Here is a 17,085-nt window from a genome sequence, read left to right on the forward strand (position 1 = left end):
AGGGCGTTCCCTGCCCTGTCCCGACTCCAGCGGGACACGTTGAGCCCCGCCGGGCCCCTCCCCGGCGGGGTTTTTTGCCTTGAAAACCTGTGTCACCTGGCCGAAATACGTCCAGAGCAATTCCAGGAACAGTGTGAGCGGTTAGGCTCGGCGCCTTCGCCGTAGCCTTCCGTCCGGACTTGCGTCAAAACAAAAGATAGAGCAGTTCGCCGTTTTCGTGAACGGTGAAACGCTCTATCGCAATTGACCGGAGCCTTCATGAAGCGTCTCGAACTCGCCATCGAATCCGTCATCCTGGCCTCGCGCTGGCTGCTGGTCGCCTTCTATCTCGGGCTCGGCGTCGCGCTGGCGATCTACGCGCTGTCCTTCGGCAAGAAGCTCTATGAGTTCGTCATGAGCGCCTTCACGCTCGGCGATACCGACACGATCCTGAAGATGCTCGGCCTGATCGACGCGGCGCTTGTCGCCTCGCTCGTGGTGATGGTTATCATCTCGGGCTACGAGAATTTCGTCAGCCGCTTCGACGAGCAGGATGGCGAGGTCCATTGGCTGGGAACGATCGATGTCGGCTCGCTGAAGGTCAAGGTCGCCTCGACCATCGTCGCCATCTCCTCCATCCACCTTTTGCAGGTGTTCCTGAATTCGGTGTCCTACACGACCGACCAGCTGATGTGGCTGACCATCATCCACCTCGCCTTCGTCGTCTCGGCGCTGATGCTGGCCTATATCGACCGCGTCATGGCGCTCGCCAAGGGCAAGAAGGCCGAGAGGATTGAGGCGGACCCGGTCCGTCAGTAGATCCTTTTTACCTTCGTCTGCGAGTTCGCGAACACCTCGTCGGGAACGAAGAAGTCGCCCGCCAGCTGATCGGCCGCGCCTGGCGCATAGATCGAAAAGTCCGTCACGCCTTCGGCGCGCAGCACCTCTTCGTCGATGTAGAAATTGCCGGTCGCCTCGCGCGACGGGCGCATGAAGATCGCATGCGCCGCGTCGGCCATGATGTCGGGCGAGCGGCTCATCGCGGCCACTGTTGCACCGCCCAGAAGATTGCGCACGGCCGCGGTATCGATGGTGGAGATCGGCCATAGCGAATTGACCGCGATACCGTCCTTGGCGAATTCGGCGCTCATGCCCAGCGTGCACATCGACATGCCGAACTTGGCCATTGTGTAGGCGACATGGTTCTTGAACCATTTGGCCTTCATGTCGAGCGGCGGCGCCAGATTCAGGATGTGAGGATTCTTTGCCAACTTAAGGTGGGGAATGCACATTTTGGAGACGAGGAAGGTGCCGCGCGTATTGATCTGGTGCATCAGATCGTAGCGCTTCATGTCGGTCTCCAGCGTGCCGGTGAGCTGGATGGCGCTGGCATTGTTGACGCAGATATCGATGCCGCCGAACCGTTCGACGGTTCTTGCCACCGCATCGGCGACCTGCGCCTCGTCGCGAATGTCGCAAAGCACCGGCAGCGCCTTGCCGCCGGCCCGCTCGATCTCTTCCGCCGCGCTGTAAATGGTGCCTGGCAACTTCGGATGCGGCTCAGCGGTCTTGGCAGCGATCGTCACATTGGCGCCGTCGCGCGCTGCGCGCAACGCGATCGCCAACCCGATGCCGCGCGATCCGCCCGAGATGAACAGCGTCTTTCCGTTGAGCGACATTTTTTGCCTCCCTCTTCAATTGGGAAGGCAACTTGCGCGGGCGACACACTTGGCGCAAGAGCCGAAGGGGACGGGCCGAGATTACGCAACGTCGTGCGGAAAGGGTCAGACCAATACCAGCCCCTGCCGCATCGCGATCGCGATGGCGTCGGTGCGGTTGGCGGCGCCGAGCTTGATCAGGATGGCGGCCACATGGAACTTCGCCGTGTGGACGGAAATGTTGAGCCGCCGGGCGATGACCTTGTTTGGCGCGCCTTCGGCCAGCAGAGCCAGCACCTCCGCCTCGCGCGGCGACAAAGCCGGGCGGGGCTGGTTGTCGTCAGGCGTCTCTTCCTCGGCAGGCTCGTCATCGTGGAAATCGCCATGCCCGGCCTCCGACGGTGCCGCCCTGCCAACGCGATAGCCTGAGGCCGCCAACCGCGCTGCGGCGGCGATCAGCAGGCCATCTGCGGAGGCAGGCAGCACGGCCAGCACATTGTCTGCCACCTGCTCGCTGCCCGCACGCCGCGAAAGCAGGACGATTGGGGTGGCCGAACTGACGACCCGGCTTTCCAGGCCGGCCTCATCGGCAATGGCGACATCCGCCATTTGGCCGACGCCGCTTCCAGCCAAGGCCGGCGCCAGATCGTCGCTCGCTGCCAGCACATCGGCAAGTAGCTCGGCGCGCCGGGCATCGGCGAGCGCGACCAGCACCGTCAGCCGGTGAATCGCCGGCTCCGGTCTCGCGATCGCCGGTCTCGCGACTGCTTGTGCTGCGCTGTTTGCCATAGACCCTCTCAGCTCAGCGGCTTCTCGCCGATGGTGATCGAGACATCGCGCTCAGCGCCGCCGCTTGAAACACCGAGCGTGACGGTGGTGCCGGCGCTGTCCGGCCCGAGCTTGCGGATAAGCTCGCGCGGACCATGCACCGCCTCGCCGTTCCAGGCGACGATGATGTCGCCGACATGCAGGCCGGCGGCCTTGGCCGGGCCGTTATCGTCGAGGCTCATCACCATGGCGCCTTTCGTGTCGCCATTGCGGATCGGATGCAGCCCAGCGCCGAGATAGCCGCGCGCGACATGACCCTTCTCGCGCAGCGTCGCCACCGCGCGCTCGATCGTCTCATAGGGCATCACCAGCGCCCGCCGGCGCGGCCCGAACAAGAGCATGCCGATCACGCCGCCCTTGGCGTCGAGCACCGGCCCGCCCTCGAAGCGCCCGCCGGTGTTGATGGCAAGGTTGATGCGCCGGTCGATCGTGCCGCCGCGCATCGAGCGCCAGGCCGGCCCGACCTCGCCGACCGTGCCGAGCACCGCAAGCGCGGCGCCGTCGCTGTTGCCGGCCGCAATAGCGATATGGCCGGGCCGCACGGCGCCGGCCTGAGCCAGTTGCGGCAACGCGGCAGCGCTGGAAGCAGGCCTCAACAGGGCAACGCCCGTCGAAGGATCGCGTCCGACGAGCTCGGCCTTGACGGTTTCGCCGGAAGCCAGCGTCAATTCGATCTCCTCGCCGGCTTCGACCGCTTCCTCGGCGGTGACAAAATAGCCGTCGCGCCAATGGAAGGCGCTCGCGGTGCGGTGATGGTGCGTGACGAAACTCGCCAGCGCGGGGGCGGCGGTGGCCGCGACATCGGCGATCGCGTCGGAAAAGGCACTGAGGTTGAAGTCGCTCATAAGACTGTCTCCTGGGTTCGGTGACCCAGATATCGCTCGGTAACACCGCCGCGGGTACTCGCCTGACGGCTAGTCGGCGGCCGGACTGGCCATCTGGTCAGGTCGCGGCAATTGCGGCTGCTCCGCACATATAGTCATCATTCTACGAGGGAACACGCCGATGGCTTTCGCAGCCGAAATACTTCCATCCGACGACAGTCTGCTCGATGCTTATTCGGCATCCGTTGCCGACGCCGTCGACCGGATCGGCCCAGCCGTCTGCCGCATCGAACGCATCGGCGCCGGCGGCCACGGCTCCGGCTTCGTCATCGCGCAGGACGGGCTGGTCGTCACCAACTTCCATGTCGTCGGCGATGCGCGCGCCGTGCGGGTGACCATGCCGGACGGCGCTTCGCGCGAAGGTCATGTGCTTGGCCGCGATCCCGACACCGACATCGCGCTGGTGCGCGCCGACGGCAGCTTCGCCGACGTCGCGCCGCTCGGCGATTCCAAGCGCCTGCGCCGCGGCCAGATCGCGATTGCGATCGGCAATCCGCTCGGTTTCGAATGGACCGTCACCGCCGGCGTCGTCTCGGCGCTCGGCCGCTCGATGCGCGCCTCGACCGGCCGGCTGATCGACGACGTCATCCAGACCGATGCCGCGCTCAATCCCGGCAATTCGGGTGGACCGCTAGTGTCGTCGGCGGGCGAGGTGATCGGCGTCAACACCGCCATGATCCACGGCGCGCAGGGCATAGCCTTCGCGGTCGCCTCCAACACCGCCAATTTCGTCATCTCGGAAATCATCCGCTTCGGCCGCGTGCGTCGCGCCTTCATCGGCGTTTCCGCCGACACGACCAACCTGCCGCGCCGGGCGGCACTTCTGTCGCAGGTGACCACGAACACAGCGGTGCGCCTGCGCAGCGTCGAGAAGAACGGTCCCGCCGCCAAGGCCGGCCTGAAGGAAGGCGACATCATCGCCGCTATCGACGGACGGCCGGTCACCGGCGTCGACGACCTCGTGCGCATGCTCGACGCTGAGCGCATCGGCCGCGAGACGCTCTGCACCGTCGTGCGCCGCACCGGCGTCAGCCAGGTGACGGTGACGCCGGTGGCGCGGACGAGCTGAGATCGCCCAGCCGGTCTAACTCCCGGCCGCCCCCTCCGCATATTGCGCCAAGAACTCCTCGCTTGGCGGGATCGGCTTGATGACGTCGATCAGCACGCCGTTGGGGTCCCTAGTGATGAAATGGCGCTGGCCGAAGGGCTCGTCGCGCAAGCTGCGCAGGATCGGCAGGCCAGCGGCGACAATCCGCTCATAGACCGCGTCGGGATCGCGGACCTCGAAATTGATCAGCAGCCCCGACGTTCGCCCCCGCCCCTCTTGCGGGATCGTCTCGTGGTCGCCCTGGACGATGCCAAGGTTGACGCGCCTGTCCTCACTGGAGCGCAGATGCACATACCAGTCGCTCTCGAAGAGCGGCTCGAAGCGGAAATGCTCGACATAAAAATCCGCAGTGCCTGCGACATCGTCCGTCATCAGCACGGGATAATAGCTTGTCGTCCTCATCTTTCCTTCTCCTCTCATCCAACATACAATCTGTATGTAAATGCAAATAACATACAGGCTGCATGTATGCAACAAGAGTCCGGACGCCGCTCCAATCGCGACCGCACCGAGGCGACGCGCGCCGATCTGATCCGCGTGGCGCGAAAGCTGTTTACGGAAAAATCCTATGCCGAGACCGGCACGCCGGAGATCGTCGCCGAAGCCGGCGTGACGCGCGGCGCGCTCTACCATCACTTCGCCGACAAGCAGGCGCTGTTCGCGGCGGTCGTCGAGCAGGAAGCAGCGGCCGTGGCGGCCGAGATCGACCATGCCTCGCCGCCTTCGCTGTCCGCACGTGACGCGCTGGTCGCCGGTTCGGACGCCTATCTCGAGGCAATGCGAGTGCCCGGCCGCACGCGGCTTCTGCTGCTCGACGGGCCGGCCGTGCTCGGGCGCGCGGCCATGGACGAGATCGACAACCGCCACGGCAACCGCTCGCTGCGCGAAGGCCTGGTCGCCGCGATGCGTGCGCAAGCAATGATCAGATTGCCGGTCGAGGCGCTGACGGGTTTGCTGGCGGCCGCCTTCGATCGGGCCGCTTTAGCCATCGAGGCCGGCGCGTCCGACGAGGATTACCGCGCGGTGATGATCGCGCTCATGGACGGCTTGTCTCCGGCTCCTCCTCCGTCCAAACGCCCGGCTCCATCTCGTTGAAGCAGCCGAGCTGCCGCTTGAACTCGTCGATCAGCCAGGATGCCGCCGGCTTGGGGCTGCGGTCGTTGCGGTGCATGGCGTACATCGGCGAACGGACTTCGCGGTAAGGCTCGAGATCGAGCTCGACCAGCCGTCCGCTGGCTAGGTCGTCGGCGATCAGCCAGCGCGGCAGGCCGCCCCAGCCAAGCCCCTCGCGCATCAGCGCGTGCTTGGTGCGCAGGTCCGTAAGCCGCCAAGTGCGATAGGCAAACACGCCATAGTCGCGGCCGCGCGTCCGCTCCGACTGGTCGGTGACGACAAGCTGGATGTGCTCGCGCAGATCCTCGATCCCGACCGGCTTCGGCAGTTTCGCCAGCGGATGATCGGGTGCGGCAGCCGGCACCAGCGAGATGAAGCCGACGCGCAGCAGATTGACATCGGCATCGCCTTGCAGACCGCCGAAGCCGAGATCCGCCTGGCCGTTGACCACCTGGTCGACAATGAGGCCGAGCGAGCCGATATAAAGCCGCAGCATGACCGCCGGGAATTGCGCCTCGAAGGCTTTGAGCACGCGCACCAGCGCCGGTGAGGGCAGCGCCACGTCGACCGATATCGCCACTTCCGCTTCCAGCCCTTGCCGGTAGCCGTCGGCACGCGAACGGATGCGCTGCAGCACGCCGATCATGCGCCGCGCATCTTCCAGCATCGCCTTGCCGACGTCGGTCAGTTGCGGCTCGCGCACGCCTTCGCGTTCGAACAATTTCAGTCCGAGCTGCGCTTCGAGATTGGCGATGCCGTAGCTTACCACCGACTGCGCCCGGTTGAGCTTGCGGCCCGCGGCAGAGAAGCTGCCGGTGTCGGCCACCGCCACTAGAATTTGGAGCTGATCCAATGTCGGGTTCGGCTGCATGCTTCCCATCCATTTTGTTGATGGATTGTATGCATATTATACCAATTATCCTGATGAGGCAGCAATCCCATATTAGCGGGGAAGTTTCAATCCAACCCCAAGGGGACACCGCCATGTCTATTCTTCTCGTTACCTCCAGCCCGCGCGGCGCCGCTTCGCACTCGACCCGCGTCGCCACCGATCTTGCCCACAAGCTCGCTGCCGCCGATCCGTCCAACACGCTCGTCGTGCGCGATCTCGTCGCCAATCCGCTGCCGCATATCGACCCTGACTACGCCACCGGCATCTACACGCCGGCCGAAGCACGCACGCCGCGCCAGGCCGAGGTCGTCGGTGTTTCCGACGCCGTGCTCGACGAGCTTTTCGCTGCCGACACCGTGATCCTCGCGACAGGCTTCATCAACTTCAACATCTCCTCGACGCTGAAGTCCTGGGTCGACCACGTCGCCCGCTCCGGCAAGACCTTTGCTTATGGCGAAGGCGGTCCGAAGGGCCTCGTGAATGGCAAGAAGGTCTATATCGTGCTCGCGTCCGGCGGCATCTATTCGGAAGGCGCCGCAGTGCAGATGGACCATGCCGTTCCCTATCTGCGCAGCGTGCTCGGCTTCCTCGGCATGACCGATATCGAAGTCATCCGCGTCGAAGGCGTCGGCATGGGCGCCGATGCCGTCACGGCGGCGCTTGCCAAGGCCACCGCCAAGGTCGACGCGATCGCCGCCGCCACGGCTGACCAGGTCGCCGCCGCGGCCTGACCGCCGATGCCGGAAATAAAAGAGGCAGGCGCCCGCCAGCGCCCGCCTCTTTTTTTGCATTTTCGCCCCCTACGGCGGCGGCAGCACCACGGCTGGATGGCGGTCCTCGCGCAGGACCAGCCTCACGGCGCCGAGCGCGATCCGATATCTTGCTCTGCCGACAGCGATCCGCCCGCCGCCAGCGCAAACAGCTGGAACGACTTTTTCTTCCCCCTGGTCCTGACCACCTCCGACAATTTGAAGACACTGCCGCAAGGGTTGACCGTGTTCGTCGGCGAATTCACCACCGACTAGGGGTGCTGTTCACCGGGCTGACACTGGCGGCACCGCCGATTAGCTTGCTCGACATCGTGCTGTCGAAGCAGTTCATTTCCGGCATCAAAGTAAGGCGCGGTTAAATAGGCGCAGTCCAACAACGAAGTCAGGGCACCAAAAGTGGCGAACCAGAACAAGATCATCATCACCTGCGCGGTCACAGGCTCGATCCATACGCCGTCAATGTCGCCGCATCTGCCGGTGACGGCGCAAGAGATCGCGACCGCGGCCATCGAGGCGGCCGAGGCAGGCGCGGCGATCGTCCACCTCCACGCCCGCAACCCGGTCGACGGGCGCCCAGACCAGTCGACCGAGGCCTTCGCCCCGTTCCTGCGGGTCATCAAGCAGCGCTCCAACTGCGTGGTCAACATCACCACCGGGGGTGCGGCGACGATGAGCGTGGAGGAGCGCGTCAGGCCGGCCAAGATGTTCGCGCCCGAAGTCGCGTCGCTCAACATGGGCTCGATGAATTTCGCGCTGTTCCCGATGCTGGAGCGCTTCAAGACATTCGAGCATGACTGGGAGCGGCCCTATCTGGAATCCTCGCGCGACCGCATCTTCCGCAACACTTTCGGCGACATCGAGCACATATTGCGCACTTGCGCCGACAACGGGACGCGCTTCGAGATCGAATGCTACGACATCGGCCATCTCTACACGCTGGCGCATTTCGTCGAGCGCGGCCTGGTCAAGGCGCCGTTCTTCGTCCAGAGCGTGTTCGGCATCCTCGGCGGCATCGGCACCCACCCGGAAGACGTTGCCCATATGAAGCGCACGGCCGACCGCCTGTTCGGCAACGACTATCACTGGTCGGTGCTGGGCGCCGGCCGCCACCAACTGCCGATCGCCACGCAGGCGATTGCGTTGGGCGGCAATGTGCGGGTCGGCCTGGAGGACTCTCTATGGATCGGCAAGGGCAAGCTCGCCCGCTCCAGCGCCGAACAGGTGACCAAGGTGCGCCAGATCATCGAAGGCCTCGGCGCCTCGATCGCCACACCCGACGAAGCGCGGCAGATCCTCCAGCTCAAGGGCGGCGACAAGGTCTCGTTCTGAGCGAGGAGAAGCTGGCGGGCGCAGCCGAAGTACTGCTTACCCGAACATCCGCTCGCCCTGCTCGTCGACGAGCTGGATGCCCTTCTTGATCGAGATGTCGACGGCGTCGTCCAGCCCGGCGAAGCGGTCGGCGCGGATGAAGCGGTGCTCCTTCATCACGCCGTCCACTTCCTTCGAGACGACGCCGCAGGTCTGGTATTGGCCCTCGGCCTTGTAGGGCGTTGCGCTGATCAGAAATCCCTTGTGCTCGACCTGCTTTGCCGGCTTGGCGGTGCCGGCCTCCGTTGCCTCACCGCCGCCGCCGAAAAGCTTCTTCAGAAAAGACATTTTTTCAAAACTCCTATTCACGCGGGCACCAAGGATTCGCGGCGCCCTGGTTACGCAGGCTTTGCGTCAGCATGCGCGAATGCGCCGCCGTGTTCCAGCCCCTTGACGAAAACGCCGACCAGAAGCTCGATCTGATGCCAGATCTCCTCGGCCTGCCTGCTGTCCGAATTCGCCACATAGCCGCTGGTCACAATGCCATGCACGCTTGACCACAATGTCCGGGCCGCAAGCGCGCGGCGGTCGTCGTCGAGGCCGAAATCGCCTGCCTTGAGCACGCCGGCGACGATGTCGAAGAGTGCGTCGAGCAGCGCGTCATAGGCATCAGGGCCCGGCCGCGTCGCGCGGCGGCGGTTGAAGGCAAGCACCGCCGGCCAACTGCCGGGATGCGCCTCGACGAAGCGCACATAGGCCGCCGCCATCGCCAGGATGCGGTGCTGGACATCGGTCACCCCTTGCCTTTCGAGATCGGCCATGGCCGCCAGGCCCGTCGCGCCGAGTCGGTCAAGCAGCCGCATGTTGACGGCGCGGTGCACCTCGTCGAGATCGGCAAAGAGGTTATAGACGGATCCGACGGAGATGCCGGCCTGCTCGGCGATCGTGCGCGCCTTCAGATTGTCGGCCCCGCCCTCGTTGAGCAGCGCCTCGGCAATGGCGAGCACCTTCTCGCTCATCTCTTCCTTGTCCAGCGCCATGCTTCTTTCTTGTCCTTATGTCCGAAGTCGGCAAGCCCGGCCCGGGATTCATTCCGTTGCTTGGATTTACCATGTCCGGCGCTTCATGAACAGCGTTCAAAATAATTCTTGAACAATGTTCATTTCCTATTATGTTGAGCTTGTGAACAACGTTCACGAAAACAGGGAGAAGAAGACCATGCTTAGCCTGATCAAGACATTGCTGGACGGCGCCAGCGCGCGGGCCGAGGACAATCTGAAGGATCGTTTTGCGATCGGCCTTCTGGCCCAGCGCATCCGCGACGCAGAGGCGGGCCTAGCCGCCGCCAAGCAGACGCTCGCCTCGCTGATCGTGCGCCAGCGCGCCGAGCAGACCAGCCTCGACCAGCTCGACCGCCGCATCGCCGATCTGGAAACCCGCACGCTCAGCGCGCTTTCCGCCAACAACCAGGCGCTTGCCGAAGGCGGCGCCTCCGCAATCGCCGAACTCGAGAACGAGCGCGAGGTTCGTCGCGCCACGGTCAAGAGCCTGGGCGAGAAGACCTTGCGGATGCGTCTGTCCGTGGAACAGGCGCATCGCCGCATCATCGATCTCAACCAAGGCATGATCTCAGCCCGGGCGATCGATGCCGAACGCAAGGCGCAGTCGCGCCTCAACCGCTCGATCGGCCGCACCGCAAGCATTAACGAAGCGGAGGAATTGCTGGCCCGCATCAAGGACAGCTCCGACCCGTTCGAGGAGGCCGGCATCCTCGACGAGATCGACGGCGAGCTGCGTCACGAGGCGATCCGCGAACGCCTCGCCGAAGCAGGCCATGGACCGGCCACCAAGGTGCGTGCTGAGGATGTTCTGGCACGCCTCAAATCCCTGAACTGAACCCGCAATTTCCCGTGACGGATCAAATCCAAGGAACACGACGATGAACGGCAATCAGACATATATCCTGTTCAACACCATATCGGTGGGCGCTGCCTATTTCATGCTCGGCCTGTCGCTGTGGCTTGCTCCCGTCGACCTCTCGACCAAAGGTTACTGGGCAATGGGCGTGCTGCTGCTCACCGGCAGCCTGGTGAACCTGGTCAAGTACCGCACCGACGAGCGGATTGCGGCCGAGACCACTGCCAAGATCGAGAAGGCGCGCAACGAGAAGCTGATCAGCGAATATGTCGGCAAGGAATAATCCCTTGCCGATCGCTGACTGAATACAAAAGCCCGGAGCGATCCGGGCTTTTGGTTTTCCCTATGAGAATGTCTTAGCGGCGAGCCAAGGCTTCGATCGCCTCGGCGGCGTCTTCTAGGATGCTGATCGCCTCGGCCTGCTTGTCTTCCGGCGCGTCGGCGATGTCGCCGAGCGCGGCGCGCAGCCGGTGTCGCAGCGCGCGGAACCGGTCGCGCGTTTCCGAACGGCCGCGGCGCCCCTCGTCCTTGTCGTCGCCCCAGCCGAACCATTCGCGCGCCGCGGCCATCTTGCGGCCGAAACGCTCGAGATGGTCGAGCACGCTGTCGATCATCTCGCGGTTCTCGTCCAGATGCGCCTTGCCGGCCTCGGTGATCGAAAACACCTTCTTGTTGCCTTCGCTCGAGGATACCGCGTAGCCCGCCTCCTCCAGGAAGGTCAGCGTCGGATAAACCACGCCCGGGCTCGGGCTGTAGATGCCGCTGGTGCGCTCTTCCAGAGCCTTGATGATGTCGTAGCCGTGGCGCGGCGCGTCGGCCAGCAGCGACAGCGTGATCAGCTTGAGATCGCCGTCGGCCAGCATGCGCCCGGCGCGGAACATGTCGCCCGGGCCGCCGCGTCCGCCGCCCCTGCCGCCATGGCCGAACGGGCCGAAACCGCCGCCCCCTCTCCCACCAAATTTGCCGGCCATATGCATGAACATGCGCTCGCCGAAATGGCTGTGCCCGAAGTGACCGTGTTTGTGCATGGATTGCTCCTTTGAATTATATCTTACGATACATCTTACGTAAGGCTGACCACGTTAGGAGTCAAGATATATCTTAAGATGTATCGCAGCCTTAGCGAAGAGCTGCCGTCAGGCACGGAGCGGGTCGGAGCAAGCTGCCTACCAATGGCCCTTGCGGCGGTTCCAGGCATAGAGAAGGTCGGCGAAGCGGTCATAGGCAAAGCGCGTCAGGGGCAGCGCGATGGGGTTGCCGAACAAGCTCGCCAGCCATTCCTCGCCCGGCGTGAGCCGCCAGACCGCGATCGCCACATCGGCGCCGACCAGCAGCCGTCCTTCGGCATCGGTCGCATGCAAACGCCGGCGGATATCCTCCAGCGAGGCGCCGAAGGCGGAGAGCGCCTCAGGTTCGAAATTGATGTCGCGGAATTCGACGCGGCCCGCTTTGACCGCCTCGGTGAGCCGCCGCTTCTGCCGGTTGATGCCGGCGTCGCACACCGGACAGCGTGTGTTGTACCAGACGGTCAGCAACGGCTCGGGCATGGCGCGACTATCGGGAATGCGGCGCGGCTTCGCAACAGCCACGCCGCTCCCTTCAGCCAGCTACCCGAGCGAGCTGATGATCTCGCGGTAGGCGAATTCCGGAAACGCCTTCATCGTCCGCGTCTTGACATTGCCGCCTGACGCCAACATCAGCGCGAAGCGGGCAAGCACCGCATCGTCCGGCGCTTCGACGACGGCTACCATGTCGCATTCGCCCATGGTCAGGTAGAACGCCTTGAACGAACCGCCCATTTCCCCCAGCAGCTTCTTGGCCGCATCGAGCCGCTTCGGCGATTCCCGCACATTCTTGGCGCCGAGCTCAGTCCAGTTGATAAGCACGATATAGGTTGTCATGGCACACCTCCCATCGGGAGCCACGGAGCGCGACACCTGGCCGCTGCGACCGGCGCCGGGGCGGGCATCCGGCTTGTCGCCCATAAATGCATCCGACGCCCGATTATCCTCCTGTCGGGCAAACCCGACAAGGCGGCATGAGATGTAGCCGGAAAAGCAAAAAGGGCGCCCGAGGCGCCCTTTCGATTTCGTGTGATTGTATTCCCGCTCAGCTGTCGAGGAAGCTTCTGAGCTTGCGCGACCTGCTCGGATGCTTGAGCTTGCGCAGCGCCTTGGCCTCGATCTGGCGGATGCGCTCGCGCGTCACCGAGAACTGCTGGCCGACTTCCTCCAGCGTATGATCGGTGTTCATGCCGATGCCGAAGCGCATTCTGAGCACGCGCTCCTCGCGCGGTGTCAGCGAGGCAAGCACGCGCGTCGTCGTCTCGCGCAGGTTGGCCTGGATCGCCGCGTCGATCGGCAGGATCGCCATCTTGTCCTCGATGAAGTCGCCGAGATGCGAATCCTCCTCGTCGCCGACAGGCGTTTCGAGCGAGATCGGCTCTTTGGCGATCTTCAGCACCTTGCGCACTTTTTCCAGCGGCATGGCGAGCTTTTCCGCCAGTTCCTCCGGCGTCGGCTCGCGGCCGATCTCGTGCAGCATCTGGCGCGAGGTGCGCACGATCTTGTTGATCGTCTCGATCATGTGCACCGGAATGCGGATGGTGCGCGCCTGGTCGGCGATCGAGCGGGTGATGGCCTGCCGGATCCACCAGGTGGCGTAGGTCGAGAACTTGTAGCCGCGACGGTACTCGAACTTGTCGACCGCCTTCATCAGGCCGATATTGCCTTCCTGAATGAGATCCAGGAACTGCAGGCCGCGGTTGGTGTATTTCTTGGCGATGGAGATGACCAGGCGAAGATTCGCCTCGACCATTTCCTTCTTGGCGATCGCGGCCTCGCGCTCGCCCTTTTGCACCTGGTTGACGATCTTGCGGAATTCCAGGATCGAGATCGCCGTTTCGGTGGCGAGGTTCTGGATCTCGGCGCGCAGCTCCTTGATCGCATCCTTCTCGTTCTTGGTGAACTCCTTCCAGCCGCGCGACGTCAGGTTGGCGATCGAGCGCGTCCAGTTCGGATCGAGCTCCGAGCCCTGATACTCCCGCAGGAATTCCTCGCGGCGCACGCCATAGCTTTCGGCGAGGCGCAAAAGCTTGCCCTCGTTCTGCACCAGGCGCTTGTTGATGTCGTAGAGCTGCTCCACCAGCGCCTCGATGCGCGCGGCGTTGAGCGACAGCGACTTCACCGCCTTGATCAATTGGTCCTTCAGCTCCTTCAGGCGGCGGTCCTGGCTGGGCGACAGCGTGCCGGCCGCGGCCAGGCGGTTCTCGACCTGCTGGTCCTGCAGCTTGCGCAGCTTCTTGTAGGTATCGGCGATGACGTCGAGCGTCTCCATCACCTGCGGGCGCAGTTCCGCTTCCATCGCGGCCAGCGACAGGCTCGCCTCGTCCTCGTCGTCTTCCTCTTCCTCCAGCCCGCGCGTGTCGCCGCCGACATTGGTGATGTCGTCTTCTTCCTCGCGTGCCGCCGAACGGCCGCGCGGCTTCTCCTCGGGCTTGGGCGCTTCCTCGATGCGTTCGACGACGGGCGCCTGCTTGGCTTCGGGGCCGGCATAGGTCGCCTCGAGGTCGATGATCTCGCGCAGCAGGATCTTCGATTCGTTGAGCTCGTCGCGCCAGATGATGATGGCCTGGAACGTCAGCGGGCTTTCGCACAGCCCCGCGATCATCGTTTCGCGGCCGGCCTCGATGCGCTTGGCGATCGCAATTTCGCCCTCGCGCGACAGAAGCTCGACCGAGCCCATCTCGCGCAGATACATGCGCACCGGGTCGTCGGTGCGATCGGTAGGCTCTTTCTTGGTGGTCGTGGCGGCGACAGCGGTGCCGGTCTGCTCGGCGAGCTCGTTGGCGTCTTCCTCGGCGTCGGCGGCCGGCTCGGCTTCCGCCTCCTCGCCCACCTCGTCGTCCTCGACGACGTTGATGCCCATGTCACTGAGCATCGCATTGATATCTTCGATGCGGTCCGGATCCGTCTCTTCCGAGGGAAGCACCGCGTTGAGCTCGTCAAGCGTGACATAGCCGCGTTTCTTCGCGGCCTTGATCATCTTCTTGACAGCATCGTCGGAAAGGTCGAGCAGGGGGCCATCAGTGGCGCCTTCGCGTTCGGTCTCGACCTCTTCCTTTTCCTTTGTCGCCATTCTTTGTCGTCTCCAAGCGGCCGAATATCGAGGCCGCGTAACTGCCGTACCGGTTATGTTGGACGCGCTCGCGCGGGAACGCTTTTCACCGGCCCAGCAACCGTGTCATCTCTTTTGTTTTGTGCATGTCTCTGTCCCAAACCGGTTTCCACTTTTGGGCGACATGCATTAAGTCCAGATTAACCCTGATATCTGGAGCGGGCACTTTGCCTGTCCAGTCGCCACCGGTGCCTCACATCGCTCGAATTCCCGCCGATGCCGTGGCACGGTTAACGTTTCGAATCGTCCTGATTCCGCCAATCTGCCAGAAGGTCAAGCGCCTCTGGCATGATTCGCATGAAAAAAGCGAATCAATTACCCGACTTAGAGGCGTCGATTCGACGCGCCGCGCATTTCCACTTCACTTCCAATGGGTGGTGTTCGGCCTAAACGCGGCCAACCCTGCCCGAGGAGACGCCGAATCCTTCGATCAGCGCTTCCGTTGCCTGCACATCGTTGAATTGCGCTTGAATCTCGACGAGATGCCGGAAGTTTTCATCCGAAGGGTCTGCATCGAGTGCCGCCTGCGCCTGTTTCAGCTCTCTATGTAATGTGCGGGCGCTGCGCTGCAAGTGCAGCGCCTGGTTGAAGGCGTCGCGGGCATCGTCGAGCGCCGCCGTTTCCAGCGCCGGCCATTGCCGCGCGCGCTTGATCAACTCGACAGCCCGCTCCCAGATGCCGCCGCAGCCGGCGCGCTCGATGGTGGCGATGACCGCGCCGCGCTCGTCGGCCGCTTCATGCGCCATGGCGTCGAGAATGGCCGCGTGCAGCTTGCGCAAATCCGAATTGGCGAGGTCGAGGAATTCGACATGCGCGAAATTCTCGTCGATCAGCGCCGGATGATTGACCAGCGCCACGATAATCGTCGCCTCGCGCACCGACATGCCCTCGCCGGCCCGCTTGATCAGCGCCGAGCGACCCAGGCTCTCGGTGATCGCGGCGCGCCCGCCGGCCGCCCCACCTTTCGCGAACTGCCCACCGGGCACGGGCGTCTTGCCCTGCCCCGGCTTCCAATCCTGACGGCCTTGCCGAACATTCCGCTGGGCGCCAAAGAAGCTCCGCTCCCGCTCGTCCATTGTCTGCTGATAGTAATAACGCACGCTCTCGTCGCGGATGCGGCTGGTCAACTCCCGTAGCCTTTTCCGCAACTCTGCTCGCCGCTCCGGCGTGTCGAAGACACCGCCCGCCGTCTCGCGCATCCATAATAGTTCGTCCAGCGGCCGCGCATCGGCAATCACGGCGCGGAACGCGTCCGGCCCTTCGGCCTTGACCAGGTCGTCCGGATCCTTGCCTTCCGGCAACAACGCAAAGCGCGCCCGGCGGTCAGTCTGCGCCGACGGGAGAGCGAGATCGGCCGCCCGCCATGCCGCCTTCAGCCCGGCCTGGTCGCCGTCGAAGCACAGCACCGGCTCGGGCGCCATGCGCCACAGAAGCTCGAGCTGGTTTTCGGTGAGCGCAGTGCCGAGCGGCGCCACGGCATTCTCGAAGCCTGCCTGCGCCAGCGCGATCACGTCCATATAGCCTTCGACGGCGATCACCGTGCCGCCTTTGGCCAACGCCTTGCGGGCGCGCGCGAAATTGTAGAGCACGTTGCCCTTGTGGAAGAGCTCCGTCTCCGGCGAATTCATGTATTTGGCGAGCGCGTCGGGCGCCAGCGCGCGCCCGCCGAAGGCGATGATCTTGCCGCGCGAATCTGGGATTGGAAACATGATGCGGTCGCGGAACCAGTCATAGGAGACCGGGATGTCGTCGCCGTGCCGCACCAGGCCGCAGGCCTCGATATCGGCCTTCGGCACGCCCTTGGCGGCAAGATGTTCCTTGAGCGCGTTGCGGCTGTCGGGCGCATAGCCCAGACGAAAGGATTGCTGCGTTGCCGGCGTCAGCCCGCGGTCGCGCAGATACGCGCGGGCTTTGGCGCCGTCGGCGCTCTGCAGCCGCTCCTGGAAGAAGGCGGTCGCCATTTCCATGACGTCGGTCAGGCTGGCGCGTTCCTTCTCGCGCCGCTCTTCCTGTTCGTCGCGCACCGGCATCGGCACGCCGGCCATCTCGGCGATCTTCTCGACGGCTTCGGGGAAGTTCATGCCGTCTAGCTCGGTGAGGAACTTGAAATGGTCGCCCGAAACCGAGCAACCGAAGCAGTGATAGCGGCCCTTCTTGTCCTCGCAATGGAAGGACGGGCTCTTCTCGCCGTGGAAGGGACAGCAGGCCCAGTAGTCGCCGCGCGACGCGTTGGTCTTCTTCCTGTCCCATGCGACGCGCGTGCCGATGACCTGCGAAATCGGCACGCGGTCGCGTATCTCGTCGAGGAAGGCGGGCGGAAAGCGCATCGGGGAACTCGTTTGCCCTCCATATAATCAGCCCGCCCGGGCACGGCGACCCCATCCGGCCCATCGTACCCGCTTTTCACAGACGAAAAGAAGGCGGCCGGGGGTGGCCGCCTTCCGAATTTCGC

Annotated in this window: 20 protein-coding genes; 8 read left to right on the forward strand and 12 right to left on the reverse strand. The window is 64.1% G+C overall.

Annotation, left to right across the window (positions count from 1 at the left end; genetic code table 11):
* Nucleotides 1-258 precede the first annotated feature (258 nt).
* Nucleotides 259-798: a TIGR00645 family protein gene (locus tag LB535_RS00635; RefSeq protein ID WP_140838469.1), complete on the forward strand. Its 540-nt coding sequence runs from the start codon at nt 259-261 to the stop codon at nt 796-798.
* On the opposite strand, the gene LB535_RS00640 is transcribed toward LB535_RS00635, so the two are convergent.
* From LB535_RS00640 to LB535_RS00650, 3 genes are all read right to left on the reverse strand, one after another.
* A complete protein-coding gene (locus tag LB535_RS00640; protein ID WP_224630813.1) occupies nt 792-1,658 on the reverse strand; it encodes an SDR family oxidoreductase in 867 nt (288 codons plus the stop codon). The two genes, LB535_RS00635 and LB535_RS00640, sit on opposite strands and share 7 nt — an antisense overlap.
* Nucleotides 1,659-1,763: 105 nt before the next feature.
* Nucleotides 1,764-2,426, reverse strand: a complete 663-nt coding sequence (locus LB535_RS00645) for a response regulator transcription factor (RefSeq protein WP_411969511.1) — start codon at nt 2,424-2,426, stop codon at nt 1,764-1,766.
* An 8-nt stretch (nt 2,427-2,434) separates the two neighbouring features.
* Nucleotides 2,435-3,310 carry a S1C family serine protease gene (locus LB535_RS00650; RefSeq protein ID WP_224630815.1) on the reverse strand — a complete coding sequence of 292 codons (876 nt, stop codon included), beginning with the start codon at nt 3,308-3,310 and terminating at the stop codon, nt 2,435-2,437.
* 160 nt (nt 3,311-3,470) lie between these two features.
* Between LB535_RS00650 and LB535_RS00655 the strand changes: the two genes are divergently transcribed.
* The gene (locus LB535_RS00655) at nt 3,471-4,418 is read left to right on the forward strand and encodes a S1C family serine protease (RefSeq protein WP_224630816.1); all 948 of its coding nucleotides are present in this window, start codon (nt 3,471-3,473) and stop codon (nt 4,416-4,418) included.
* A gap of 15 nt (nt 4,419-4,433) precedes the next feature.
* Here LB535_RS00655 and LB535_RS00660 read toward each other — a convergent pair whose 3' ends face one another.
* Nucleotides 4,434-4,859 carry a VOC family protein gene (locus LB535_RS00660; RefSeq protein WP_224543085.1) on the reverse strand — a complete coding sequence of 142 codons (426 nt, stop codon included), beginning with the start codon at nt 4,857-4,859 and terminating at the stop codon, nt 4,434-4,436.
* 66 nt (nt 4,860-4,925) lie between these two features.
* On the opposite strand from LB535_RS00660, the gene LB535_RS00665 reads away from it, so the two are divergent.
* Nucleotides 4,926-5,552: a TetR/AcrR family transcriptional regulator gene (locus tag LB535_RS00665; RefSeq protein ID WP_224630817.1), complete on the forward strand. Its 627-nt coding sequence runs from the start codon at nt 4,926-4,928 to the stop codon at nt 5,550-5,552.
* Here LB535_RS00665 and LB535_RS00670 read toward each other — a convergent pair.
* A complete protein-coding gene (locus LB535_RS00670) occupies nt 5,494-6,441 on the reverse strand; it encodes a LysR family transcriptional regulator (RefSeq protein ID WP_224630818.1) in 948 nt (315 codons plus the stop codon). The two genes, LB535_RS00665 and LB535_RS00670, sit on opposite strands and share 59 nt — an antisense overlap.
* A 113-nt stretch (nt 6,442-6,554) precedes the next feature.
* On the opposite strand from LB535_RS00670, the gene LB535_RS00675 reads away from it, so the two are divergent.
* The 3 genes from LB535_RS00675 to LB535_RS00685 all read left to right on the forward strand — a co-directional run bounded on the left by LB535_RS00675 (nt 6,555) and on the right by LB535_RS00685 (nt 8,561).
* On the forward strand, nt 6,555-7,193 hold the full coding sequence (locus tag LB535_RS00675; RefSeq protein ID WP_224630819.1) for an FMN-dependent NADH-azoreductase: 639 nt from the start codon (nt 6,555-6,557) through the stop codon (nt 7,191-7,193).
* Nucleotides 7,194-7,199: 6 nt separating this feature from the next.
* Entirely contained in the window at nt 7,200-7,487 is a 288-nt protein-coding gene (locus LB535_RS00680) for a hypothetical protein (RefSeq protein ID WP_224630820.1), read from the forward strand.
* Between the two features lie 141 nt (nt 7,488-7,628).
* On the forward strand, nt 7,629-8,561 hold the full coding sequence (locus LB535_RS00685; RefSeq protein ID WP_224630821.1) for a 3-keto-5-aminohexanoate cleavage protein: 933 nt from the start codon (nt 7,629-7,631) through the stop codon (nt 8,559-8,561).
* 36 nt (nt 8,562-8,597) lie between these two features.
* Here LB535_RS00685 and LB535_RS00690 read toward each other — a convergent pair whose 3' ends face one another.
* Nucleotides 8,598-8,888, reverse strand: coding sequence for an HlyU family transcriptional regulator (locus tag LB535_RS00690; protein WP_095766632.1), 291 nt, complete (start codon nt 8,886-8,888; stop codon nt 8,598-8,600).
* Between the two features lie 50 nt (nt 8,889-8,938).
* Nucleotides 8,939-9,580, reverse strand: a complete 642-nt coding sequence (locus tag LB535_RS00695; protein ID WP_140838490.1) for a TetR/AcrR family transcriptional regulator — start codon at nt 9,578-9,580, stop codon at nt 8,939-8,941.
* 178 nt (nt 9,581-9,758) lie between these two features.
* Between LB535_RS00695 and LB535_RS00700 the strand changes: the two genes are divergently transcribed.
* Both LB535_RS00700 and LB535_RS00705 read left to right on the forward strand, forming a co-directional pair.
* Complete coding sequence (locus LB535_RS00700; RefSeq protein ID WP_224630822.1) at nt 9,759-10,436, forward strand: PspA/IM30 family protein; 678 nt, start codon at nt 9,759-9,761, stop codon at nt 10,434-10,436.
* 43 nt (nt 10,437-10,479) lie between these two features.
* Nucleotides 10,480-10,740: a YiaA/YiaB family inner membrane protein gene (locus LB535_RS00705; protein ID WP_095766630.1), complete on the forward strand. Its 261-nt coding sequence runs from the start codon at nt 10,480-10,482 to the stop codon at nt 10,738-10,740.
* Nucleotides 10,741-10,813: 73 nt separating this feature from the next.
* Here LB535_RS00705 and LB535_RS00710 read toward each other — a convergent pair whose 3' ends face one another.
* The 5 genes from LB535_RS00710 to dnaG all read right to left on the reverse strand — a co-directional run bounded on the left by LB535_RS00710 (nt 10,814) and on the right by dnaG (nt 16,960).
* The gene (locus LB535_RS00710) at nt 10,814-11,485 is read right to left on the reverse strand and encodes a PadR family transcriptional regulator (protein ID WP_224630823.1); all 672 of its coding nucleotides are present in this window, start codon (nt 11,483-11,485) and stop codon (nt 10,814-10,816) included.
* 138 nt (nt 11,486-11,623) lie between these two features.
* Entirely contained in the window at nt 11,624-12,004 is a 381-nt protein-coding gene (locus LB535_RS00715) for a thiol-disulfide oxidoreductase DCC family protein (RefSeq protein ID WP_224631173.1), read from the reverse strand.
* A gap of 60 nt (nt 12,005-12,064) precedes the next feature.
* On the reverse strand, nt 12,065-12,358 hold the full coding sequence (locus LB535_RS00720; protein WP_224630824.1) for a GYD domain-containing protein: 294 nt from the start codon (nt 12,356-12,358) through the stop codon (nt 12,065-12,067).
* A 208-nt stretch (nt 12,359-12,566) separates the two neighbouring features.
* On the reverse strand, nt 12,567-14,594 hold the full coding sequence (gene rpoD / locus LB535_RS00725; protein WP_095766628.1) for an RNA polymerase sigma factor RpoD: 2,028 nt from the start codon (nt 14,592-14,594) through the stop codon (nt 12,567-12,569).
* Nucleotides 14,595-15,019: 425 nt separating this feature from the next.
* Nucleotides 15,020-16,960, reverse strand: coding sequence for a DNA primase (dnaG, locus tag LB535_RS00730; RefSeq protein WP_224630825.1), 1,941 nt, complete (start codon nt 16,958-16,960; stop codon nt 15,020-15,022).
* Between the last annotated feature and the right edge of the window lie 125 nt (nt 16,961-17,085).

Origin of the sequence: Mesorhizobium sp. CA10 (genome assembly GCF_020165285.1) — a bacterium.
GTDB lineage: Bacteria > Pseudomonadota > Alphaproteobacteria > Rhizobiales > Rhizobiaceae > Mesorhizobium.